This window comes from Streptomyces sp. NPDC048057 (assembly GCF_040653095.1).
In the GTDB taxonomy this organism is placed as follows: domain Bacteria; phylum Actinomycetota; class Actinomycetes; order Streptomycetales; family Streptomycetaceae; genus Streptomyces.
Genome location: NZ_JBEZNF010000003.1, coordinates 76176 through 98548, shown reverse-complemented (window position 1 = coordinate 98548; position 22373 = coordinate 76176). Strand labels below are relative to the sequence as shown.

Annotated in this window: 21 protein-coding genes and 2 pseudogenes; 13 read left to right on the top strand and 10 right to left on the bottom strand. The window is 73.1% G+C overall.

Translation table 11 applies throughout. From position 1 onward, the window contains the following. Positions 1–93: 93 nt before the first annotated feature. Complete coding sequence (soxR, locus tag AB0E05_RS04090) at positions 94–636, bottom strand: redox-sensitive transcriptional activator SoxR (RefSeq protein ID WP_361958409.1); 543 nt, start codon at positions 634–636, stop codon at positions 94–96. 168 nt (positions 637–804) lie between these two features. On the opposite strand from soxR, the gene AB0E05_RS04085 reads away from it, so the two are divergent. After that, positions 805–1266, top strand: a complete 462-nt coding sequence (locus tag AB0E05_RS04085) for a MaoC family dehydratase (RefSeq protein ID WP_361958406.1) — start codon at positions 805–807, stop codon at positions 1264–1266. A gap of 28 nt (positions 1267–1294) precedes the next feature. On the opposite strand, the gene AB0E05_RS04080 is transcribed toward AB0E05_RS04085, so the two are convergent. Together AB0E05_RS04080 and AB0E05_RS04075 are read right to left on the bottom strand one after the other, a co-directional pair. Then, positions 1295–1936, bottom strand: a complete 642-nt coding sequence (locus AB0E05_RS04080; RefSeq protein ID WP_361958403.1) for a TetR/AcrR family transcriptional regulator — start codon at positions 1934–1936, stop codon at positions 1295–1297. A gap of 110 nt (positions 1937–2046) precedes the next feature. Continuing rightward, positions 2047–3198 (bottom strand): acyl-CoA dehydrogenase family protein, encoded by a 1152-nt coding sequence (locus AB0E05_RS04075; protein WP_361958400.1) that lies wholly within the window; start codon positions 3196–3198, stop codon positions 2047–2049. 58 nt (positions 3199–3256) lie between these two features. Between AB0E05_RS04075 and AB0E05_RS04070 the strand changes: the two genes are divergently transcribed. Both AB0E05_RS04070 and AB0E05_RS04065 read left to right on the top strand, forming a co-directional pair. Beyond that, complete coding sequence (locus AB0E05_RS04070) at positions 3257–3901, top strand: TetR/AcrR family transcriptional regulator (RefSeq protein WP_361958397.1); 645 nt, start codon at positions 3257–3259, stop codon at positions 3899–3901. 134 nt (positions 3902–4035) lie between these two features. Continuing rightward, positions 4036–4799 (top strand): annotated as a pseudogene (locus AB0E05_RS04065) (DMT family transporter); the annotation flags it as partial. 19 nt (positions 4800–4818) lie between these two features. Here the strand turns inward: AB0E05_RS04065 and AB0E05_RS04060 are convergent. The 4 genes and pseudogenes from AB0E05_RS04060 to AB0E05_RS04045 form a co-directional block, all read right to left on the bottom strand. Beyond that, positions 4819–5064, bottom strand: a pseudogene (locus tag AB0E05_RS04060) (ATP-binding cassette domain-containing protein); the annotation flags it as partial. A gap of 52 nt (positions 5065–5116) precedes the next feature. Then, the gene (locus tag AB0E05_RS04055) at positions 5117–6427 is read right to left on the bottom strand and encodes an MFS transporter (RefSeq protein ID WP_361958394.1); all 1311 of its coding nucleotides are present in this window, start codon (positions 6425–6427) and stop codon (positions 5117–5119) included. 46 nt (positions 6428–6473) lie between these two features. Beyond that, the gene (locus AB0E05_RS04050; RefSeq protein WP_361958391.1) at positions 6474–7973 is read right to left on the bottom strand and encodes a CitMHS family transporter; all 1500 of its coding nucleotides are present in this window, start codon (positions 7971–7973) and stop codon (positions 6474–6476) included. A 218-nt stretch (positions 7974–8191) separates the two neighbouring features. Continuing rightward, positions 8192–8812, bottom strand: a complete 621-nt coding sequence (locus AB0E05_RS04045; RefSeq protein WP_361959072.1) for a TetR/AcrR family transcriptional regulator — start codon at positions 8810–8812, stop codon at positions 8192–8194. Between the two features lie 139 nt (positions 8813–8951). On the opposite strand from AB0E05_RS04045, the gene hmgA reads away from it, so the two are divergent. The 4 genes from hmgA to AB0E05_RS04025 all read left to right on the top strand — a co-directional run bounded on the left by hmgA (position 8952) and on the right by AB0E05_RS04025 (position 13739). Beyond that, positions 8952–10295 carry a homogentisate 1,2-dioxygenase gene (gene hmgA / locus AB0E05_RS04040; RefSeq protein WP_361958388.1) on the top strand — a complete coding sequence of 448 codons (1344 nt, stop codon included), beginning with the start codon at positions 8952–8954 and terminating at the stop codon, positions 10293–10295. A gap of 22 nt (positions 10296–10317) precedes the next feature. After that, the gene (locus AB0E05_RS04035; RefSeq protein WP_361958385.1) at positions 10318–11070 is read left to right on the top strand and encodes a GntR family transcriptional regulator; all 753 of its coding nucleotides are present in this window, start codon (positions 10318–10320) and stop codon (positions 11068–11070) included. Between the two features lie 151 nt (positions 11071–11221). Continuing rightward, positions 11222–12424, top strand: coding sequence for a type ISP restriction/modification enzyme (locus AB0E05_RS04030; protein ID WP_361958382.1), 1203 nt, complete (start codon positions 11222–11224; stop codon positions 12422–12424). A 100-nt stretch (positions 12425–12524) separates the two neighbouring features. After that, positions 12525–13739 carry a CaiB/BaiF CoA-transferase family protein gene (locus AB0E05_RS04025; RefSeq protein WP_361958379.1) on the top strand — a complete coding sequence of 405 codons (1215 nt, stop codon included), beginning with the start codon at positions 12525–12527 and terminating at the stop codon, positions 13737–13739. A 134-nt stretch (positions 13740–13873) separates the two neighbouring features. Here AB0E05_RS04025 and AB0E05_RS04020 read toward each other — a convergent pair whose 3' ends face one another. Next, positions 13874–14140: a hypothetical protein gene (locus AB0E05_RS04020; protein WP_361958375.1), complete on the bottom strand. Its 267-nt coding sequence runs from the start codon at positions 14138–14140 to the stop codon at positions 13874–13876. 478 nt (positions 14141–14618) lie between these two features. On the opposite strand from AB0E05_RS04020, the gene AB0E05_RS04015 reads away from it, so the two are divergent. Next, positions 14619–16277, top strand: a complete 1659-nt coding sequence (locus AB0E05_RS04015; protein ID WP_361958372.1) for a serine/threonine-protein kinase — start codon at positions 14619–14621, stop codon at positions 16275–16277. Here AB0E05_RS04015 and AB0E05_RS04010 read toward each other — a convergent pair. Next, entirely contained in the window at positions 16267–17076 is an 810-nt protein-coding gene (locus tag AB0E05_RS04010) for an SGNH/GDSL hydrolase family protein (protein WP_361958369.1), read from the bottom strand. The two genes, AB0E05_RS04015 and AB0E05_RS04010, sit on opposite strands and share 11 nt — an antisense overlap. 68 nt (positions 17077–17144) lie before the next feature. Between AB0E05_RS04010 and AB0E05_RS04005 the strand changes: the two genes are divergently transcribed. The 5 genes from AB0E05_RS04005 to AB0E05_RS03985 all read left to right on the top strand — a co-directional run bounded on the left by AB0E05_RS04005 (position 17145) and on the right by AB0E05_RS03985 (position 21951). Then, entirely contained in the window at positions 17145–17573 is a 429-nt protein-coding gene (locus tag AB0E05_RS04005) for a hypothetical protein (protein ID WP_361958366.1), read from the top strand. 351 nt (positions 17574–17924) lie between these two features. Continuing rightward, positions 17925–18818 carry a glycosyltransferase family 2 protein gene (locus AB0E05_RS04000; RefSeq protein WP_361958363.1) on the top strand — a complete coding sequence of 298 codons (894 nt, stop codon included), beginning with the start codon at positions 17925–17927 and terminating at the stop codon, positions 18816–18818. A 68-nt stretch (positions 18819–18886) separates the two neighbouring features. Then, positions 18887–19924: a glycosyltransferase family 2 protein gene (locus AB0E05_RS03995; protein WP_361959069.1), complete on the top strand. Its 1038-nt coding sequence runs from the start codon at positions 18887–18889 to the stop codon at positions 19922–19924. Further along, a complete protein-coding gene (locus tag AB0E05_RS03990; protein WP_361958360.1) occupies positions 19921–20724 on the top strand; it encodes a polysaccharide deacetylase family protein in 804 nt (267 codons plus the stop codon). Before AB0E05_RS03995 ends, AB0E05_RS03990 begins: the two co-directional genes overlap by 4 nt. Positions 20725–20808: 84 nt before the next feature. Further along, positions 20809–21951: a DUF5925 domain-containing protein gene (locus tag AB0E05_RS03985; protein ID WP_361958357.1), complete on the top strand. Its 1143-nt coding sequence runs from the start codon at positions 20809–20811 to the stop codon at positions 21949–21951. Between the two features lie 31 nt (positions 21952–21982). Here AB0E05_RS03985 and AB0E05_RS03980 read toward each other — a convergent pair whose 3' ends face one another. Beyond that, complete coding sequence (locus AB0E05_RS03980) at positions 21983–22363, bottom strand: GntR family transcriptional regulator (protein ID WP_361958354.1); 381 nt, start codon at positions 22361–22363, stop codon at positions 21983–21985. Positions 22364–22373 lie beyond the last annotated feature (10 nt).

Below are 22373 nucleotides of genomic sequence, written 5' to 3'. Positions count from 1 at the left end.
GCGTGGTGACGGGCCCGCCTCAACGGGGGTGCGGGCCCGTCCGCAAGCACGACGGGCGCCACCGGCACGGGCGGAGTCGCCCGCTCCGACGGCTCAGCGGCAGGGGTCCGTACCGCCGTCGGGGGCGCCGCAGTCGTCCGACCCCGCGGCGGCCTCCCGGCTCTCGCGGTCTTCGCCCCACAGCGGTCCCGGCATCAGACGCGAGCCCGGGCGCTGGCGGCCGAAGGCGTCCTCCGGGTTGGACAGCGCGCAGGTCTCCAGCGAGAGGCAGCCGCAGCCGATGCACTCGGTGAGGGTGTCCCGGAGCCGGCCGAGCTGCTTGATGCGCTCGTCCAACTCCCGGCGCCAGACGCGGGACAGCCGCGCCCAGTCGTCCCGGTCCGGCGTCCGCTCCTCGGGCAGTTCCCCGAGGGCGTCCCTGATGGTGGCGAGCGGGATCCCGACGCGCTGCGCCGCGCGCACGAAGGCCACCCGCCGCAGGGTGTCGCGGCTGTAGCGACGCTGGTTGCCGCTGGTCCTGCGGCTGTGGATCAGCCCCTTGGCCTCGTAGAAGTGCAGGGCGGAGACGGCCGCGCCGCTGCGGAGCGAGAGCTGGCCGACGGTGAGTTCATTGCGGGTGTCGCGCGTCTGGGGCATCCGTCGAACCCTACTGGGTGGTCCGTTGACAGCGGAGCGCCCGCCCACGCATGCTGAGCAAACGCTTAGAAGGTACGGACGACAGTGGGCGGCTGCTCGTGCGACCACGCATGCGCCCCCGCGCGCCGCCGTGCATACGACCGCCCGCGAGAGGCAGGGAGCAGGGACATGGCCGAGCCGAGGATCTTCACCTCCGCCGACGAGCTGCGCGCCGCGGTCGACGAGGAGCTGGGGCACAGCGACTGGCTGGAGGTCGACCAGCAGCGGATCGACCTCTTCGCGGAGGCGACCGGCGACCACCAGTGGATCCACGTGGACCCCGAGCGCGCGAAGGACGGCCCCTTCGGGACGACCATCGCCCACGGGTACCTGACGCTGTCGCTGCTGCCCGTGCTCGTTCCGCAGGTGCTGCGGGTCGAGGGCATGAAGATGGGCCTGAACTACGGCACCAACAAGGTCCGCTTCCCCGCGCCCGTGCCGGTGGGCTCGCGACTGCGCGCCTCGGTGACGCTCGCCGAGGTGGCGGAGGCCGGCGGCGGCGTCCAGGTCACGGCGCGGGTGACCGTCGAGCGGGAGGGCGGCACCAAGCCGGTGTGCGTGGCGGAGTCCGTCTCCCGCTACTTCTTCTGACCGCGCCCGGCCCCCGGCCGACGGGGGCTCACCGCCCGGCGGAGACCATCCGCAGCACGAGGTCGGCGTAGAGGTCGCCGACCTCCTCGGGGGTGCGGCTCCCCCGCACGTTGAACCACCGCGCCACGTCGATGCAGAGCGAGAGCACGGCGAGGGTGGTGCCGGGCACGTCCGGCACGTCGAACTCGCCGCTCTCCACGCCCGCGCTCAGGATCTCCCGCACCACGGCGTCGCTCCGCCGCCGCAGCGCCACGATCTCGGTGCGGTGCTCGGGGGTGAGCGCGTCGAGTTCGTACTGCACCACCCGCGCGGTGTCGTGGCGTCCGGCGTGCCAGCGCACGAAGGAGCTGACGGCCGCGGCCAACTGCTCCGACGGGGTGCCGGCGCCCTCGGCCGCCGACGACAGCACCGCCAGCGCCCGGGTGTGCCCGATGCGGCTGATGCGGTGCAGCAGCTCTTCCTTCGTCTTGTAGTGGATGTAGAGCGCGGCCGGGCTCATGCCGGCGCGGCTCGCGATGTCGCGGGTGGTCGTGGCGTGGTAGCCGCGCTCCGCGAAGGCGGCGACGGCGGCGACGAGCAGCTTTCTCGCCGCATCGGGCTCGACCTCGCCCCACGGCGCGTCCTCGCCCTCGCCCTCGCTCTCGCGGGTCAGGTGCTCCGCCGCTGCCATCGGCTCTCCTTAGGGGCTCATCAAGGGGGATCACCATACCCCGAAGGTGAGCAAGCGCTTAGGGTCCGTACGCCGCCAGTGGGCCGGGCACGGCGCCCGCGCGCACCGGTTCAGAACGCGGAGACCCCGGTCAGATCGCGGCCGATGATCAGCTTCTGGATCTGGCTGGTGCCTTCGTAGAGCGTCATCACCCGGGCGTCCCGGACCAGCTTCCCGACCGGGTACTCGTCGATGTAGCCATAGCCACCGTAGACCTGGAGGGCGTTGTTGGCCGCCCGGACGGCCGCTTCGGAGGCGTACAGCTTCGCCTGGGACGCGGCGGTGGCGAAGTCCAGGCCGCGGTCGACGAGGTCGGCCACCCGCCAGGTCAGCAGCCGGGCCGCCGCGACGTCCACGGAGATGTCGCTGATCAGCTCCTGGACCAGCTGGTGGGCGGCGATGGGCCGGCCGAACTGCTCGCGCTCGCGCGCGTAGCCGACGGCCGCGTCCAGGGCCGCCTGGGCGATGCCGACGCAGCCCGCCGCGACCGACATCCGCCCCTTGGCGAGTGCGGACATGGCGACGGAGAAGCCCTTGCCCTCGGGCCCGAGCATCGCCGACGCGGGCACCCGGACGTCGTCGAAGACCAGCTCGGCGGTGGCCTGGCCTCGCAGCCCCAGCTTCCCGTGCACCGGGCGGCGGTCGAGGCCGGGGGCGTCGGTGGGCACCAGGAAGGCGGACAGGCCCCGGTGTCCGGGGGTGTCGTTCGTGCGGGCGAAGACCAGGGCGAGGTCGGCCCAGGTGCCGTTGGTGATGAACATCTTGGTGCCGGTGATCCGGAAGTCCCCGCCGTCCGGCACGGCACGGGTGGTCAGGTTCCCGGCGTCGGAGCCGGTGCCGGGCTCGGTGAGCGCGAAGCAGCCGAGGGCCTCGCCCGCGGCGAGCCGCGGCAGCCACGCCCGCTTCTGCGTCTCGTCGCCCCAGGCCGCCAGGGTCTTGGCGACCAGCCCGAGGGAGACGGAGACGATGCCGCGCACGGCGGAGTCCCCGCGCCCCAGCTCCTCGGTGACCAGGCAGTACGCAAGGTGGTCCCCACCCGATCCGCCGTACTCCTCGGGGACGGTCAGCCCCAGGAAGCCCAACTGTCCGAGCCGGCGCACGATGCCGGGGTCCACGCTCTCGGCGCGGTCCCAGGCGGCGGCGTTCGGGGTGACCTCCCGGCGTACGAAGTCCTCGGCGAGCTGCCGGACGGCCGACTGCTCCTCGCTCAGCTCCAGGTCCATGGGCTCCCCTTTTAATTAGCACTGCTAGTTTTTGGTGGGCAGCCCTACTATGTGCCCCATGGCCCGACCCCGCAAGCCCCTGCTGAGCCGTGACCGGATCGTCGCCGCGGCGAGCGCACTGGTGGACGCGGAAGGCTTGGAGGCGGTCTCCACCCGCCGGCTCGCCGCCGAGTTGGGCGTGAGCGGGCCCTCGCTCTACAACCACTTCCGGACCAAGGACGACATCCTGGAAGCGGTGGCGGACGCCGTCAGCGCCCAGGTCGACCTGTCGATGTTCGACCCGGCCGACGGGCGGGACTGGCGCACCGCGCTGCACGACTGGGCGGTGTCCTACCGGGCGGCCCTCAAGGCGCACCCGAACATCGTCCCGGTCTTCGCCCGCGGCCCCGGCCGCCGCCCCGCGGGGCTGCGCATCGCCGACGCCGTCTTCGGCGCGATGGTCCGCGCCGGCTGGCCGCCCGCCCAGGCCACCCACATCGGCGCCCTGATGCGGTACTTCATCACCGGCTCCGCGCTCGCCTCCTTCGCCGGCGGCTTCGTCGACGACGAGACGGCGTACGACCCCGCCGACTATCCGCACCTGGGCCGGGCGCACCTGCTGGCGGAGCATCGGCAGCAGGTCGACGAGGGCGCCTTCGAGACCGGTCTGCGGGCGATCGTCGACGGACTGGCCAGCCGGTACGCGGCCACCGTGCGCACGTGAACCACACACCGACCCAGGGCCTTTACGTGGCGCGCGGCCCGCGCACATGACGGCCGCATGACGGCGCCGACGATTCGGCGGGGACCGCACCGACGGCGGCTTGCCGTCGGCCCATGAAGAGATCCGTCGTCTCCCCGCCCCGCGGCGCGTGGCCCGCGGTGCTGGCCGCCGTCTGGTTCGGCGTCTACATGGTGGTGCTCAACTGGGGCGAGCAGGAGGTGGACGCGGGCACCGCCGCGATGGTGGTGAACGTCGGGCCGGTCCTGATGGTGCTGCTCGGTGCACGGCTGTCGCGCGAGGCGTTGCCGCCGCGGCTGCTGGCCGGCATGGCGGTGTCCTTCGCGGGCGCGGTCGCCGTCGGGTTCTCGCTGACGGGCTCGGGGCCGGACGCCTCCGCCCTCGGGGTGGTCCTGTGCCTGATCGCGGCGGTGGGCTACGCGGCCGGTGCGGTGGCGCAGAAGCCGGCGCTGGCGCACGCGAGCGCCCTCCAGGTGACGGCGTACGGGTGTCTGGTGGGGGCAGTGGCCTGCCTGCCGTTCGCCAGGCAGTGGCCTGCCTGCCGTTCGCCGGGCAGCTCGTCGAGGAGGTCGGCGACGCGCCGCTGACGGCGACCGCGAACATGGTGTACCTGGGGCTCGGCCCCACCGCGCTGGCGTTCACGACGTGGGCGTACGCGATGGCCCGTGCGACCGCGGGGCGGATGGGCGCGACGACGTACGCGGTCCCGGCGCTGGTGGTCGCGATGTCCTGGCTGCTGTTGGACGAGGTCCCGGGCTGGCTGACGCTGGCGGGCGGCGCGCTGTGCCTGACGGAGGTCGCGGTCTCGCGCCCCCGCCCGAAGCCCACCGGCACGCCTGGGAACGCGAAGATCCGGGTGCCACGGTGGTCGAAGACGTAGAGCTGGGCGGAGGAACACCCATCGCCGTGTCCCGTTCGCGCGGCGGTGGATGGCCCGCCGGGGCGCCGTCGAGGAGCAATTCCCCTTCGGCGCCGTCTTCCAGCCCGCCCTCGCGCGGAGGAGGGGTGGATTTTCCGCAGCCGGAAGGGCCGACGAGGACCGCGAATTCCCCCGGCTCGCTATCGAGGGTGAATCGGTCGACCGCGGTGTGCCGTCCGCGTTCGTAGCGCTTGGTGACGTGGGTCAGCGAGATGGCGCGCGCCAAAAGGGACCGCCGCGATGTGGGGCGTGCGGTCGGGGTGCCGGAAAGCCGGACCCTAATCCCTTTCGGGGAATGCGTCGGACCGATGTGCGTTGCGCTTGTTGCCCGTGCCGGTCGAGTCCCGCGGACGATGGTGGGAAACTCTCCGAATTCCGTTGCCCTGCGGGGGATTCGGCTTGCGACCGCTGAGCCCCGCCGCCCCCAGCAGCAGCACGCCGAGCATCAGGAAGGGCGCCGCCGGTCCGGTGGCCCCGGCGAGGAGTCCGGCGGCGGCGGGGGCGGCGACCTGGCCCAGCCGATTGCCCGTCAGCCGCAGGGCGAGGGCGGTGGAGCGCGCCTGCGGGGGCGCGGCCTGGACGACGGTCGTCATCGACAGCGGTTGGCCCGCGCCCAGGCAGAACCCGAGCGCGGCCAGCAGCAGAGCCAGCGCCCACAGCGGCATCGGGAGGGCGACGGCGCTGCAGAGCAGGGCCCCCAGAAGACAGGTGCCGGCGAGCAGGACCGTCCGGCCCACCAGCCGGATCAGCGGGGCCATCACCAGACGGCAGGCGATGGTGGCGGCGGCGCGCAGGCTCAGCAGCAGGCCGACGGCGAAGGGGGCGATGCCGCGTTCCTCGCCGATCACCGGCAGATAGGCGGTGAGCACGTCGACCGCGGAGAGCACGGCGAGGCTGATGAAGATGCCGGCGGGCACGCCCCGGGTGCGCAGGATGCGGCTGACGGGCACGGCGGCCGGCTTCTCCCCGCCCCCGGCGCCGGTCCGGCCGCGCCGCCGTCCGCGGTCCGTGCGGTGCTCGCGGGCCGTACGGACTTCGACGCGCCACATCGAGGTGAGGGCGACCGCCGAGACGCCCGCGGCGATGACGAGGGCGAGGGCGCTGGTGCGGCCCATGGCGCCGTCCTGCCCGGAGACGGTGAGGCCGGCGGCCAGCGGGCCGACGAGCTGGCCGAGCGAGACGCCGACGGTGAGGTGGCCGAAGTCCCGGTCCTGCTCCTCCGGCAGGGAGCGACGGGCCACGATCGACTGGGCTCCGATGACGAACGCCAGATGGCCGAGGCCCATCACCCCGCTCCAGGCCGCCATCGTGGTCAGGCTGTCCGCCGTGCCGCTGAGCGCACAACCCGCCGCTATCAGGGCGACGCCGAGGTAGAGCAGGGGGGTGCACCGGCCGTGGTCGGTGCGGCGGCCCAGCGGGACCGCCGCGAACAGCGGGAGCAGCGCGTAGGCGCCGGCGATCACGCCGATGGCGCGTTCGTCGGCGCCGAGTGCGAGGGCCCGGTAGGAGACGGCCGGCCGCGCCATCGACACCGCCGCCTGCGTGAAGCCGAAGGCGATGACGAGACGCAGCAGCCATCCCCGGTCCATGGTGCTCCTCGACGCTCGTGGCCGGCCGCGGGGGCCGGCCGGCCGGTCAGATGATGCCGAAGAGGACTCCGGCCGCCAGCACGACGAGCGAGGTGAGGGCGGCCCACTTCACGGTGAAGCGGGTGTGGTCGCCGAACTCGACCTTCGCCATGCCGACGAGGACGTACACGGCGGGCACCAGCGGGCTGGACATGTGCAGGGCCTGGCCCACCAGGGAGGCCCGGGCGATCTCCAGCGGGGACACGCCGTGGGCGGCACCGGCTTCGGCGAGGACGGGCAGGACGCCGAAGTAGAAGCCGTCGTTCGACATGAAGTATGTCAGCGGCAGGCTGAGCAGCCCCGTGACGATGGCCATGTGCGGGCCCATGCCCTCGGGGATGGCGCCGACGAGCCAGTCCGCCATGTGCTTGACCATGCCGGTGCCGGTGAGGACGCCGGTGAAGACGGCGGCGGCGAAGACCATGCCGGAGACGTTGAGGACGTTCTCCGCGTGGGCGCCGATGCGGGCCTTCTGGTCGGCCATGTTGGGGTAGTTGACCGTCAGGGCGAGGGCCGCGCCGAGCAGGAAGAGCACCGGGATCGGCAGCAGTTCCATGATCATCGCGGTGAGCAGGGCGATGGTGAGGCCGGCGTTGAACCAGTACAGCTTGGGGCGCAGGGTCTCGCGGTTCGGGTCGAGACCCTGGAAGCCGTCGAGGTCGTCTTCCTCTGCGTCCTTGGCGTCCTTGGCGTCCTTCGTGTCCTTGGCGTCCTTGGCGTCCTTCGTGTCCTTGGCGTCGGCGGCTTCGGCAGCGTCCTTGGCGGGCTCGTCGGCCGAGCCGCCCGCGGAGCCGGTGGCCCTGCCCTTGTCCGCGCCCTTGTCGGAGCCCTTCGCGCCGGACTTCACCAGCACGGTCTCGCTCTGCGGGGTGAGGACCTCGTCCAGGGAGAGGTAGCCGAGCCGCTTGCGCTCCCGCAGGCCCAGGAAGTACGCGAGGATGAAGACGAAGAGAAGTCCGACCAGCAGCGCCGGGATCATCGGCACGAAGATGTCGGCCGCGTCCAGCTTCAGCGCGGTCGCCGCGCGGGCGGTGGGGCCGCCCCAGGGCAGGGTGTTCATCACGCCGTTCGCGGTGGCCGCGATGCCGGTCATCACGACCAGGCTCATCTTCAGCCGCTTGTACAGCGGGTACATCGCCGAGACGGTGATCATGAAGGTGGTGGAGCCGTCGCCGTCGAGGGAGACGATCGCGGCCAGCAGCGCGGTGCCGACGACGACCCGCATCGGGTCCGCCTTGCAGAACCGCAGGATGCCGCGGACGATCGGGTCGAAGAGACCCACGTCGATCATCACGCCGAAGTAGACGATCGCGAACATCAGCATCGCCGCCGTGGGGGCGAGATTGCCGACGCCTTCAATGACGTAGTCCCCCAGCTTCGCGCCCTGCCCGACGAAGACGCAGAAGAGTGCGGGGATGAGAACGAGCGCCGCGATGGGCGACATCTTCTTCGTCATGATCAGGACCAGGAAGGTCGCGATCATGGCGAAGCCGAGGATTGTCAGCATGGGGGCTACCTAACGTTCATCCTTGAACTCCCACCGGAGCGGCGGTCCGGATGACGTTAGGTCGCGTCATTTGGCGTTAACAAGATGTTGACGTGTGAGCAATACGAGCAAAACCCCAGGTCAACGAAGAGCTTCCAAGAAATGCGGCCCGCCGGGCGCCCGCCACCCGGACATACTGGCCGGTATGCCATCTAAGGACCCTTTGAACTTAGGGTCCCCTAAGGCTTGCCCAGGACCTCGGAGAGATAAGCCCGCAACATCACCCGGGCCTGCGCGACGATCTCCTCGTCCCCCGAATCGGCCACTCTGAAGGCGAGTTGCAGGACCGCGTCCGCCGCCTCCACGGCGACCAGGACCGCGCGCCGCAGCCCGACGTCGACACCGCGCCCCACATGGACGGCGAGGAGGTCGGCCAGCCGGTCGGCGACGGCACTGTTGGCGCCCGCGGGGCGCGCCCCGACGGGGATCTGATGGCCGAAGTCCACCAGGGAGAACCCGGGCACCGTCCGCTTCATCGCCAGGTACTCGTCCAGGACCGCGTCCAGCAGCCCCTGCCAGTCCCCCTGCGCAAGCGCCGCCACCCGCTCGTCGACCCGGGCCGCGTAACGGTCGAGGTTGCGCGCGGCCAGGGCGTGCGCGAGCGCCTTCTTGTTGCCGAAGAAGCGGTACACGGACCCGATGGGCACGCCCGCCCGTGCCGCCACGGCACGGGTCGACAGCTCGTCGTACCCGGTCTCGTCGAGGAGTTCCGCGCAGGCGTCCAGGATCCGCGCGAGCCGCCGCGCGGAGCGCTGCTGGACGGGCTCACGGCGTAGGGGTGCGTGGGACACGCCGTCCATCATGCCGCGCGATTGCCGTTGACGGGACCGGCACGCAATCCTACGGTTGTCCATAGGATTGCTGTTGCCTTCGGCATGGATTCCTTCACTTGATTCCTTTGATCCTTCGGCAAGATTCCTTCGGCACCGGGAGCTGACGATGAGCGGGTTGGGGCAGGCGCGGAGCGAGCGGGCGCGGAAGACGGCCGACGCCTTGGAGTACGCCACCGGCTTCGGCAACGAGCACGCGTCCGAAGCGGTCCCCGGCGCCCTCCCCACCGGGCGCAACTCACCCCAGCGCGCCCCCCTCGGCCTCTACGCGGAGCAGCTCAGCGGCTCCGCCTTCACCGAGCCGCGCGACGCGAACCGGCGCTCGTGGCTGTACCGGATCCGCCCCTCCGCCGCGCACCCGCCGCTCGTCCGCGTCGACGGCGGCTCGCTGGGCGGCGCCCCGTTCACCGAGGCCGTCCCCGACCCCAACCGCCTGCGGTGGGACCCGTTGCCCGACCCGGCGCCCGGCACGGACTGGCTGGCAGGTCTGTGGACCCTCGGCGGCAACGGCGACGCCGCCGCCCGCACCGGCATGGCCGTGCACCTCTACCACGCCGACACCGCCATGACCGACCGCGTCTTCGGCAACGCCGACGGCGAGCTGCTGATCGTCCCCGAGCTGGGCGGTCTGCTGCTGCTCACGGAGCTGGGCGCGCTCGCCGCCCGCCCCGGCGAGGTCGCGCTGATCCCCCGGGGCGTGCGGTTCCGCGTCGAGCTGCTGGACGACCGGGCCCGCGGCTACGTCTGCGAGAACTACGGCGCGCCCTTCCGCCTCCCCGACCTCGGCCCCATCGGCGCCAACGGCCTGGCGAACGCCCGCGACTTCCGCGCCCCCACCGCCCGCTTCGAGGACGTTTCGGGCCCGGTGGAGGTGGTGACCAAGTACTGCGGCAACCTCTGGTCCGCCACCTACGACCACTCCCCGCTCGACGTCGTCGCCTGGCACGGCAACCACGTCCCGTACGTCTACGACCTGCGCCGCTTCAACGTGATCGGCAGCATCTCGTACGACCACCCGGACCCGTCCATCTTCACGGTCCTCACCGCCCCCACCGACACCCCGGGCCTGGCCGGCGTGGACTTCGTCGTCTTCGCGCCGCGCTGGCTGGTCGGCGAGGACACCTTCCGGCCGCCCTACTTCCACCGCAACGTCATGAGCGAGTACATGGGCCTGATCGAGGGCGCGTACGACGCGAAGACCGCGGGCAAGGGCGGCTTCGTCCCCGGCGGCGGCTCGCTGCACAACATGATGTCCGCGCACGGCCCCGACCGGGACACCTTCGAGCGGGCCAGCGCGGCCGAGCTGAAGCCGCAGAAGATCGACGACGGCCTGGCCTTCATGTTCGAGACCCGCTGGCCCGTCGTCACCACCGCGCGCGCGGCGGAGGCCGGACACCTACAGAAGGGGTACGACGGGGTGTGGCAGGGTCTTGAGCGTCACTTCAGGTCCTGACCTACGGAGATACGGAGCCCCCGTGACCTCCTCCTTCGCCCCCGACTCCCTGGTGCTCAACCGCAAGCTGCCGCTGTGGTACCAGGTCTCGCAGTCGCTGCGCGCTTCCATACTCGGCCGTGCGCCGGACGCCTCGCTGCGGCTGCCGACCGAGGAGCAGTTGGCCGCGCACTACGGAGTGAGCGTGCTGACGATGCGCCAGGCGCTCAAGGAGTTGGAGGCGGAGGGGCTGATCAGCCGGCACCGGCGGCGCGGCACCTTCATCGAGCCGGGGGCGAGGCGGGGCGCGCCCCGGCGGCTGCTGGGCTCGATCGACGCCGTGGTGGCGCAGCAGTCCGGCGAGCGCACCACCGTCCTCGGCCACGGTCCCGAGCCGGTGCCCGGTGACCTCGCGGAGCACTTCCCTGATCTGACCGAGGTCGTCACCTTCCGTCGGTTGCGCCGGGACGGCGACAGCGGGGAGCCCACCAACTGGGCGCAGAACGCGGTCCGCCCCGACGTCGCCGCCCAGGTGGACGTCGCCGACCTGGAGCGCTGGCCGATGACGAAGGTGCTGCGGGACGCGGTCGGCGTCAAGATCAGCCGGATCACGGACACGGTGGAGGCCCGGCTGGCGGACCCGCAGACCGCGGAGCTGCTCCAGGTGCCGCTGCTCAGCCCGATCCTGCACTACACCGGGGTCACCTACGACGCGGCGGGCCGGGTCATCGACGTGGCCCGCATCCAGTACCGGGGCGACCGGTTCTCCTTCTCCGTCACGATCGACGCGGACTGACCCAGCTGACGGAGCTGATGGAGCAGACGGCTCCGACGAGTCCGACGGGTCCAACGGGTCCGACGGGTCCGACGTGACTCAGGGGGCTGACCTAGCAGACGGGGCGGGCCGAGCGGGCGCGGTTTCCGTGCGGCGCGCGGTGTCGGGGAGGATGGGGCGCATGCCGATGCTCGACGAGCTGATGCCCTGGGGCGTGCGCCCGCTGCGGTTGGGCCGTTCCTGGGTGCTGGCCCCGGACCCGGGAACGCTGACCGCCCGCTGGGACGCTCTGGTACGGGCCGAGGGCGCCGAGCGCACCGCCCTGTTCCACCCCACCCGGGTCCGCACCCCGGAGGCGGCCGTGAGCCAGCTGCCCGGCCAGCGCGGCGCCACGACCCGGTTCGCCGCGGAGCGCGGCCGGTGTCCCGCGCCCGTCCCGGTGGCGCACGGCCCCTTCGACCGGCAGTGGCTCCTCCCCGACCACCGGCTGATCGACGTGGCCCGCCCGGAGCTGTGGCGGGTCGCGGACGACCACCAGGTCTTCGTCGTCGAGCAGGGCACGCCGGCGGTCGGCAGCGGCTCCGACGGCGACCTCGCGGGACCGGCGGTGGTCGTCTCGCCGTATCTGCCGGACGGTCATGCACCGGCCGGGCGGCCGGGCCGGATCCGCCCGCTGTTCCGCCGCCCCGGCGGCGTCGAACCCAATCTCGCGCCCGGGCTGCTGCCGGCGCTCGGCGAGCGGTACGGCCGCGAGGTGGACGCCTTCGCCGTGCTCGCCTGGATCCTGGCGGCGGCCCGGCACTCCCCCGCCGGCTGCGCGGTGCCGCTGCCGACCGACCCCGAGGTCTTCTTCGACGGCGTCGACCTCGGCCGGCAGCTGCTGGACGTCCAGCTCAGGGGCGCGCGGGGCGGGGACCGCCCACGCCTGCCCGGGGGCCGCCGCCCCTACGTGCGGGCCGCAGTACCGCCGCGTCCGACCGTCCTCGACTACGACCGCACGGAGCTGAGCCTGCATCTGGACGACGGCCGGATCTCGCCGGTCCCCGCGGAAGCCTGGGACCTCCACGTCGGCGGGGTACGGATGTTGGAGCACTGGTTCGCCCTCCGTACGGCCGGGGCCGAGCCGGGCACGCTGGCCGCGCTCCGTCCCGCGTCCTGGCCCCAGGAGTGGACGTCGGACCTGCTGGAGCTGATCACCGTGCTGGCCCTGCTCGGCGAACTCGCCCCGCGCCGCGCCGCGCTGTCGTCCCCGGCGGCCTTCGAGGAGATCGCGGAGCTGCCCGGGGTGCTGCCGCCGCCCGCGGCGTCCCGGCGGCCCGCGTCGGTCCTGGACCACCGCGAGGAAGGGCCGGACGGTCAGTTCGCCCTGCTGTGACGCCGGGCCCTGCCGTCACACCGCCGTCACACCGCTGTGACGCCGCCCACGGCGTCCGCCCCGGTGACAACCACCGCCGTCACGGGGTAGGCACACGTCCATGCAGACACCAGCGCACCCCTCCGCAGAGCCCCGCCCGCTCGACGGCGTCACGGTCGTCGCCGTCGAACAGGCCGTGTCGGCGCCCTTCGCCACCCGCCAACTCGCCGACCTCGGCGCTCGCGTGATCAAGGTCGAACGCCCCGACGGCGGCGACTTCGCCCGCGGCTTCGACACCGCGGCCGGCGGACTCGCCTCCCACTTCGTGTGGTGCAACCGCGGCAAGGAGTCCGTCGCGGTCGACCTGAAGGACCCGCGCGGCCTGGGCCTGGTGCGCCGGCTCGTCGCGGACGCGGACGTCTTCGTGCAGAACCTGGCGCAGGGCGCGGCGGCCCGACTCGGCCTGGACGCGGCCACGCTGTGCGCCGCGCACCCGCGGCTGGTGGCGGTGGACATCTCCGGGTACGGCACCGGCGGCCCGTACGCGCACAAGAAGGCGTACGACATGCTGGTGCAGTGCGAGGCCGGGCTGGTGTCGGTGACGGGGACGGCCGAGCAGCCGGTGAAGGCGGGCGTGCCGGCGGCCGACATCGCCGCCGCGATGTACGCCTTCTCCGGGGTGCTCGCGGCCCTGGTGCGGCGCGGTGTCACCGGGCGCGGCGGCCCGGTGGAGGTCTCCATGCTGGAGGCGCTCGCGGAGTGGATGGGGCATCCGCTGCACCACGGGATGCACGGGGGCGAGTCGCCCGCGCGCACGGGCGTGGCGCACGCCGTGATCGCGCCCTACGACGCGTACGCCACCGCCGACGGCGCCCAGGTGCTGCTGGCGGTGCAGAACGACCGCGAGTGGCGCCGGCTGGCCGAGCGGGTGCTGGGCCGTCCCGAACTGGCCGACGACCCGCGGTTCGCGACGAACACGGCCCGCACGGCGAACCGTGCGGCGACGGACGCGGCGGTGGCGTGGGCGCTGGGCCGGCTGACGGCCGACGAGGCGGTGACGGCCCTGGACGACGCGGGCATCGCCTGCGCCCGACTGAACACGGTGGCGGACGTCGCGGCGCACCCGCAGCTCTCGGCACGGGACCGCTGGCGGGACGTCGGCTCACCGGTGGGACGGCTGCGCGCGCTGCTGCCGCCGATCACGCTGCCGGGCGGCCCGCCCGCACGGATGGGCGCGTTCCCCGGACTGGGCGAGCACACGGAGGCCGTGTTGAAGTCCTTGGGGATGTCCGACGACGAGCGGGCCGGGCTGCGTCGGGACGGAGTGGTCGCCTGACGGCCGTGGCCGTCAGGCGGTGTCCGGGGAGAAGGGTTCGGTGCGTTCGCCCGGGCGCGGGGCCGCCACAGGCGGTGACACGTGTCGAGCTGTGAGCGGGGACGGACGTGCGTGCGGCCGACGACGGCCTTCGCTCAGCGGTGACTGCCGAAGAGCGTGCGGCGCAGTCGACGCAACGGGGCGAAGAGGGAGACGCGTCCCCGCTTGCTCCGGTGACGGTCGTGCGTCACGTCACGCGAGGTCAGCTCCAGCATCAGCGACGTCGCCTCGACCGTCTCGCGCTGCGGGACGGCGGGGCCGCCGAGCACCGAGAGGTGCCGGTCCAGTCGCGAACTGGTCGCTTTGGACCCGCAGGTGATGGCAGGCACGCGCGCCCTGCTCCGTACTGTTATCTGTTCCACGTTACTCCCCACCTTCGTTCCCCACCGTCACTCCCCGCCTTCTGGCCCCACCCGTCACTACGCACCCGGCCCGGGCAGGTTAACCCTATCGTCCCCCGGTGACACCCGTGTATCCCGGCCAAGGCCGTTACGGCACCCGTACGTGGGTTGACAGAGGGCGATCACCGGCCGCTCAATGCATGAGATTCCAGGGCGAGTTGGACACTTCGGACCGAGAGCAACCGTCCGGTGAGCGGCCCCGCCTGCCCGCTGCCGGACCGGGACGGAGGAGCCGCCGGAGGCCACGGGGGCGCTTGTGCACCCCGAAGGGGATTCCTACCCCGGCGGGTGTGAGCGCACTCACACCCGCGCCGGTCGTGCGCGCCGCGCCCGCCGGACCGGAACTGCGCCCAAAGGGGAGGCAGAAAGCCGGAGTTGAGCTAGCGTGGAGGGGTTTCCGCCGGGATTCCGCATTCCACGCGCTGCCGTGCTGTGGCGAATGGGGGCTCATGTGCCCGAGAACCAACTGGTCGCCGGACGGTACCGACTTCTCGCCCGGCTGGGCGAGGGCGGGATGGGCGTCGTCTGGCGCGCCCGGGACGAGGTCCTGGGCCGGGACGTCGCCGTCAAGGAGGTGCGGGCCCCGGTCGGCCTGACCCGGGACGACGTGCGCCGCCTCTACGCCCGCCTGGAGCGCGAGGCCCGGGCCGCGGGCCGGATCTCGCACCGCAACGTGGTGACGGTGTACGACGTGGCCAGCGACGACGACCGCCCCTGGATCGTGATGGAGTTGGTGCGCGGCATGTCGCTCGCCGACGCCCTGGAGGCGGACGGCCCCTTCCCTCCCCGGCGCGCCGCGCACATCGGGGCGGAGGTGCTGGCGGCGCTCACCGCGGCCCACGCGGCGGGCGTGCTGCACCGCGACGTGAAGCCGGGCAACGTCCTGCTCGCCCTGGACGGCCGGGTCGTGCTCTCGGACTTCGGGATCGCCACCGTCGAGGGCACCCAGGGCCTGACCATGACGGGCGAGCTGATCGGCTCGCCGGAGTTCCTGGCCCCCGAGCGCGCGGTCGGGCGCACCCCGGGGCCGGAGTCGGACCTGTGGTCCCTCGGAGTGCTGCTGTACGCGACGGTGGAGGGCGTGACGCCGTTCCGCCAGGACACCCCGCTGAACACGCTGCGGGCCGTGGTGGACGAGGAACTGCCGCCGCCGCGGCGGGCCGGCGACCTGGCGCCCGTGATCGCCGGGCTGCTGCACAAGGACCCGGCGCAGCGGTGGTCGGCCCGGGAGGCCGAGCGGCTGCTGCGGGTGGTGGCCGCGGGCGGTACGGGCCGCGCCTCCACCGCGACGACGGCGCCCGCATCGCCCTCTTCGCCGTCCGCACCCACGAAAGGCGCCGGGGGGCCGCACGGCCCGACCGCGCCGACCACCGTGCCGTCGTCGCTGCCTGGCCCGCTGAACGGGACCCCGCCCGCCACCGCCGACGTCGTACGGCAGGACGCGCCGCGACGGGCCACGACCGTCCTCGCCGTCGGCCTGGCGGTGCTGCTGTTGGCCGTCGGGGCGCTCGTCTGGGCACTGTTGGCGAACCGCGGGGGTGACGACGCGGACCGCGACGGCGCCTCCGGGGGCGCGGGGGCACCCGTGGCGTCGGCCTCCGCCCAGCAGTCGACGGGCACCGCTCCCGGCGACGGCGCCACCGACGACGGCGATGACGACGACGCGTCGGACCCGACGGTGGCTCCGCAGACCGTGAGCGTGCGGGTGGCCGTCGTCCGCGGGAGCTACTCGGGCGACTGCCCGCCGCCGGAGTCGCGGACGCCCTCCTTCCGCGCGACGATCACGGTCGGGCGCACCCCCGCCGCGGTCGAGTACCGCTGGGTGACCGAGGGCGGCGAGGGCTCGGACGAGCGCTGGCGGACGCTGTCGTACGACACGGCCGGCAGCGCGGAGCGGACGGTGGAGTACGCGCTGCCGGCGTCGGCGTGGGCGGACGGACGCGAGGAAGCGCACCGCGACCGGATCCGGGTGGAGGTCCGGGAGCCGGTCGGGGTGCGCTCCGCGTGGGTGTCCTTCACGGTGACGTGCACGGGCCCGTCACCCTCGGCCAGCGGCTCCTCGACGCCGGGAGCCGCGACCGCCCCCGCTACGCCTTAGCGGCGAAGGTCGGCAGATAGCCACCGGACTGTCCGGCGGCGGTGGGGTGGTAGGAGTCGCCGATGTTGAGCCAGTTCACGCTGTGCAGCCAGGAGGCGCCGGAGCAGATCTCGTGGCCGGTGAAGGCGGGGACCACGTCCGCGTAGGCGTAGCCGTGGTCGGCGGCGCGCTTGGCAAGGGCGCCGTTGAGGTGGTCGGCGGCGGCGTTGATGGCGGAGCGCTCGTTCTCGCTCAGCCCGGCGATGCAGCTGCCGCCGAGCTTGTAGAAGCGGGGGTAGCCGAGGACGACGACGCGGGCGGACGGCGCCTTGGCGCGGATCGCCGAGTACACGCCGTCCAGCCGGCCGGGGAGGGTGCCGTCGACGTACGCCCTGGCCTGGTTGACGCGGTTGATGCAGGCGGCCTCGGAGTTGAGGACGCAGGTGGTCATCACGTCGGCGAAGCCGGCGTCGTTGCCGCCGACGGTGAGCGAGACGAGGTCGGTGCCGGGGCCGAGCGGGCCGAGTTGGCCGGCCGTGACGTCACTCGTACGAGCGCCCGAGCAGGCGGTGAACGCGAACGTCGAGGGTGAGTTCGCGGCGGCCCAGAGCTTGGGGTAGGCGCGGTTGCTGCGCTTGCAGTCGCCGCTGGCCGCGTCGTAGCTGCCCGCGCCGACGCCGGACGAGTACGAGTCGCCCAGGGCCACGTAGTCGATGGCCGCGGCCCTTTGGGCGGCCTGCGCCGGGCTCGCTCCGGTGAGAGCGAGGACGGCGCCGAGGAGGAGTGCGGACGCGAACGCCAGGAGGGGGGACGTTTTCATGGAAGCTCCTTTAGCAGGATCGCTGCGTCAACTGTCGTAGCAGGCAACGCCCCTGATAGGAAGTGTCCATGACAAAAGAGGTCGGCCACACCGGCGCGACGGCACCCCGGCGCACACCGGTCTCGCGACTCACGAGCGACCTGCTCCCCCTGCTGGCCGGGGTGGCGTGCGCCGCGGCCGGCACCGGTGCCGTCCTGGCCCTGACCGGCTCGAACTCGCCACTGCGCGCCCCCTTCGTGCTCCTCTTCCTCTTCCTGGCGCCCGCGGCCGGCCTGTACGCGGCGCTGCACCGACTGGAGCCGTGGGTGCGCACGAGCGCCGCAGCCAGCGGTTCACTGGTCGTCAACCTCGCGTTCGCGGCGGCGCTGTCGTGGCTGGAGGTACCGGTGGTAGGTATCGGAGTGACCGCTATCGTGGCGGCTACCGCACTGATGTTCCTCTGGGCGACGTGGGAGCGTCGGCGCGGGCACGTATCTACACCACGGTCGAACTCATGACCACCAAATCGGTATCAATAATGCAAAAAGCAGGGCCATGTTCGTGGGCTTGTCATACAGTCGCCAACATCAATACCGTGATACATCCACCCGCATCGAACCATCGCCAAGCGGCTCAAGGGGAGGGCACGCGCCTCGCGATGGGTTGACACGGGTGATGCGGTAGGGGGGTGCCGTGCCGGGTCGTCGCATGCGTCGACGAGCCGTCGCACGGCCGGTTCTGTAACTCGCCCACCTGCGCGGAGCATTGCTCCGACACGGCCGGGGGAGAAGGAAACCCCCTTCAAACCGGACACTCATCCGGATCGCCCGGGGGCGGGCGTTCCACCGGTGGAGAGGGAAAGAAGATCCATGAGTTCAGTCCTGCGCCCGGCCGCTCCGGAGCACGATCCCGCCACGGCTGACGTCGAACGCGACGGCGCGGACGGCGGGGAGAGACGGGCCCCGCAGCAGCCGCCTGCGGCCCCCGCCACGGGGCGGTACCGGCCGATCTCGTCGCACCTGGCGATCGCACCGCCGGTGAGCGTGGTGATCCCCGCGATGAACGAGGCGCAGAACCTTCCGCACGTCTTCAAGACCCTGCCCGACTGGATCCACGAGGTCGTGCTCGTCGACGGGAACTCCACCGACGACACGGTGGAGGTCGCCCGTCGCCTGTGGCCGGACGTCAAGGTCGTCCAACAGGCCGGCAAGGGCAAGGGCGATGCGCTGATCAGCGGCTTCGCGGCGTGCACCGGCGACATCATCGTGATGGTGGACGCGGACGGCTCCGCCGACGGCGGCGAGATCGTCTCCTACGTCTCGGCGCTGGTGTCCGGGGCGGACTTCGCCAAGGGCTCCCGCTTCGCCAACGGCGGCGGCACCGACGACATGACCTTCATCCGCAAGCTGGGCAACTGGGCCCTGTGCACCGTCGTGAACGCCAAGTTCGGCGCCCGCTACACCGACCTGTGCTACGGCTACAACGCCTTCTGGAAGCACTGCCTGGACGAGATCACCCTCGACTGCACCGGCTTCGAGATAGAGACCCTGATGAACATCCGGGTCGTCAAGGCCGGGCTGCGGGTCCAGGAGGTGCCCAGCCACGAGTACGTCCGCATCCACGGCGTCAGCAACCTCAGCGCCGTGCGCGACGGGATCAGGGTCCTCAAGGTCATCCTCAAGGAGAGGGGGGTGGCCCGCGCCGCCCGCCGACGCGGCGCGGGCACCCTCGGCGTGAAGGTCGCGCGGGGAGAGACCTCTTGAGCACCGCCCCGCCCGAGCCCTCCCCCTCCTCCCCCACCCCGTCCGCCGCCGACCGCCGCTTCTCCGTGGTGGTCTGCGCGTACACCGAGGACCGCTGGGACGACATCCTCGCCGCCGTCGACTCGGTGCGCGGCCAGTCGCTGCCGGCCCTGGAGGTCCTGCTGGTCGTCGACCACAACCCCGCACTGCTCGACCGGTTGGACCGTCACTACGCCGTGGACGCCGCGGGCGGCCCGCCCGCGGTGCGGGTGCTGGCCAACGCCGGCCCCCGCGGTCTGTCCGCCGGCCGCAACACCGGGATCGCCGCCGCCCGCGGCGAGTTCGTCGCCTTCCTCGACGACGACGCCGTGGCCGAGCGCGACTGGCTGCGGTACTTCGCACAGGGGTACGACGACCCCGTGGTCATGGCCGTCGGCGGCCGGACCGACGCCGCCTGGGCGTCGGGCCGCCGACCGGTCTGGTTCCCCGAGGAGTTCGACTGGGTCGTCGGCTGCACGTACCGCGGACTGCCCCCGGGCAAGGTCGAAGTCCGCAACGTCCTCGGCGGCAACGCCTCCTTCCGGCGCACCGCGTTCGACGCCGCCGGCGGGTTCGCGACCGGCATCGGGCGCGACGGCGACAAGCGCCCGCTGGGGTGCGAGGAGACCGAGTTGTGCATCCGGCTGTCGAAGGCGCTGCCGTCGGCGGTGCTCCTGATCGACGACCGCGCGGTGATCCACCACAAGGTGCCCACCGTGCGCGAGCGGTTCGCGTACTTCCGCACCCGGACGTACGCCGAGGGCCTGTCGAAGGCGCTGGTGGCCAAGAGCGTCGGCGCGGGCAAGGGGCTGGAGTCCGAACGGCGCTACACCACCCGGGTGCTGCCGGCGGGCGTGGTGCGCGGGCTGCGGGACGCGGCCCGGGGCCGCCCGGGCGGCGCGGGTCGGGCCGGGGCGATCGTCGCGGGCGTCGCGGCGGCGGCCGGCGGCTACGCGGTGGGCACGGTACGGGCGCGCCGGGGCGGCGTGACCTTCTCCTCGGGCCCCATCGAACCCGTCACCTCCGGCACGCCCGCCGACGCCCCTGCGCCCGCTGGTCGAACCCCTCTTGCGAACGGCACGACATGACCGACCCCGTACCCGTCCTGATGTACCACGCGATCGCCCACGACCCGGCGCGCAGGACCCATGCGCTCTCCGTCTCCCCCGGTGCCTTCGCCGAGCAGATGCAGGTGCTGCACGAACGCGGCTTCACCCCCCTCACCACGGCGGAGCTGGGCGAGGTCTGGCGCTCCAGCGGCAGCCGCCGGCTACCCGCCCGCCCCGTCCTCGTCACCTTCGACGACGGATACGAGGGCGTCCACCGCTACGCCCTGCCCGTCCTCGCCGAGCACGGCTTCGCCGCCACCCTCTTCGTCTCCACGGGCTGGCTGCGCGGCGCGCACGAGGAGGGCGGCGCCCTGGACACCATGCTGGACTGGGACCAGGTGCGGGAGCTGGCCGCGGCCGGCACGGAGATCGGCGGCCACACCCACAGCCACCCCCAGCTGGACCAGCTCGACGACGAGCAGCTGTGGTACGAGACCGTCCGCTGCCGCGACCTGGTGGCGGACGAGGTGGGGACGGCGCCGCGCTCCTTCGCGTACCCCTACGGCTACTCCAGCCGTCGGGTGCGCACCGCGGTGCGGGCGGCGGGCTTCGCCCAGTCGTTCGCCGTGGGCAACTCCCTCGCCCGGCCGGAGCAGGGGCCGTACGCGCTGCGTCGGCTGACGGTGCGCCGCAGCACCGGTCTGGACGAGTTCGTCCGGGTCGTCGAGGGCCGGGCGATCGCCCGCACCTTCGCCAAGGACCGGGCCCTGACCAAGGGGTACGCGGCGGTGCGCCGCACCCGGCGCGGGCTGGCGCTGCTGCGCGAGGCGGTGGGCTGAGGAAGGCCCCGAAGGAGTCACGACGCGCCGGCTCGGCCCGCCGTTCGAAAAAGTACGCGCACGGGGCGGCGCTCGTGTCACATCATGGGCGGCATGTCTGCCCCACGGCTCCACGACGTCCTGCCGATCCGGCTGGGCCTCGACGACAACGACTCCCCGTCGGACGTCATCGACGCGCTCTTCCTCGGTCGCTTCGCCACCGGTGACCAGCCCTACTCCCACACGACCACCATCGACCGCGCCAAGCGGGACGCGAGCCTGCTGCCGCCGGGCGCCACCGTGGTGCGGGCGGCGCGCGGCGACGACCGCAGCGCGCTGCTCGCCGAGGGCGAGGGCTTCACCGTGCTGGTGTCCCGCTGGAACGCGGGCGCGGACGTGACCGTGACGGCGACCTCCGCGGAGTTGGCGGAGCGGATGCTGAAGCTGGCCGTCGAGGACGCGAACGACGAGCCGGAGGACGTACCGGAACAGGTCAAGATGGGGTTCTGGTACCACGTGCCGGGGCGCGGCCCGCGCCGCACCACCCGGCAGATCGCGGCGGCCTCCTGGCAGGACGTGCGGAGCAACTACACGGCGCCCGTGGTCGACGCGATGGACGGGCTGATGAAGCTCACCCCGGACGACGTCGCCGGCCGACTGCTGCTGCTCCACGGCCCGCCCGGCACCGGCAAGACGTCCGCCCTGCGCACGCTGGCGCGGGCGTGGCGCGACTGGTGCCAGGTGGACTGCGTGCTGGACCCGGAGCGGCTCTTCAACGACGTCGGGTATCTGATGCACCTGGCGATCGGCGACGAGGACGGGGCCGACGACGACGATGACGACGCGGGCGGGGCCGGGGAGCAGAAGAAGGAGCGGTGGCGCCTGCTGCTGCTGGAGGACTGCGACGAGCTGATCCGCGGCGAGGCCAAGGACGCCACCGGCCAGGCGCTGTCGCGGCTGCTGAACCTCACGGACGGCCTGCTGGGGCAGGGCCGGAACGTGCTGGTGGGGGTGACGACCAACGAGGACCTGGAGCGGCTGCACCCCGCGGTGGTGCGGCCGGGGCGGGCGCTGGCCCGGATCGAGGTCGGCCCGCTGACGCGTGCGGAGTCCGTCGCCTGGCTCGGCACCGACCAGGGCGTGGGCGACGAGGGCTCCACGCTGGCGGAGCTGTACGCGCTGCGCCGCGGCACGACCCCGCCGGGGATCCCCAACTCCCGCCGCTCCGCGCCCGGCCTGTACCTCTAGGGCCCTTCTCACGGATCTTGCGGGGCGCGGGTCAGGCCGGGGAGGCGTACGCGGCGCGCAGTGCGTCCTCGACCGCCGAGCGGGCGGCGGGCGCGGTGGCGCCGAGGCGCTGGGCGCGTTCGGCGAAGGCCGCGGCGGCGTGCGCCAACTCGCGCGCTGCCGCGTCACCCGCAGGGGCGACGAAGGTGCCGTTGCGGCCCCGGGTCTCCACCACCCCGTCCGCCTCCAGCGCGCGGTACGCCTTGGCGACGGTGTTGGCGGCGAGCCCCAGTTCCTGGGCGAACCCCCGCACCGTGGGCAGCCGGTATCCCACGGGCAGCGCGCCGGAGCGGGCCAGCTCCGCGAGTTGGCCGCGGAGCTGTTCGAAGGGGGCGACGCCCGATGCGGCGTCAATTTCGATCTTCAAGGTCACGGACCGATTG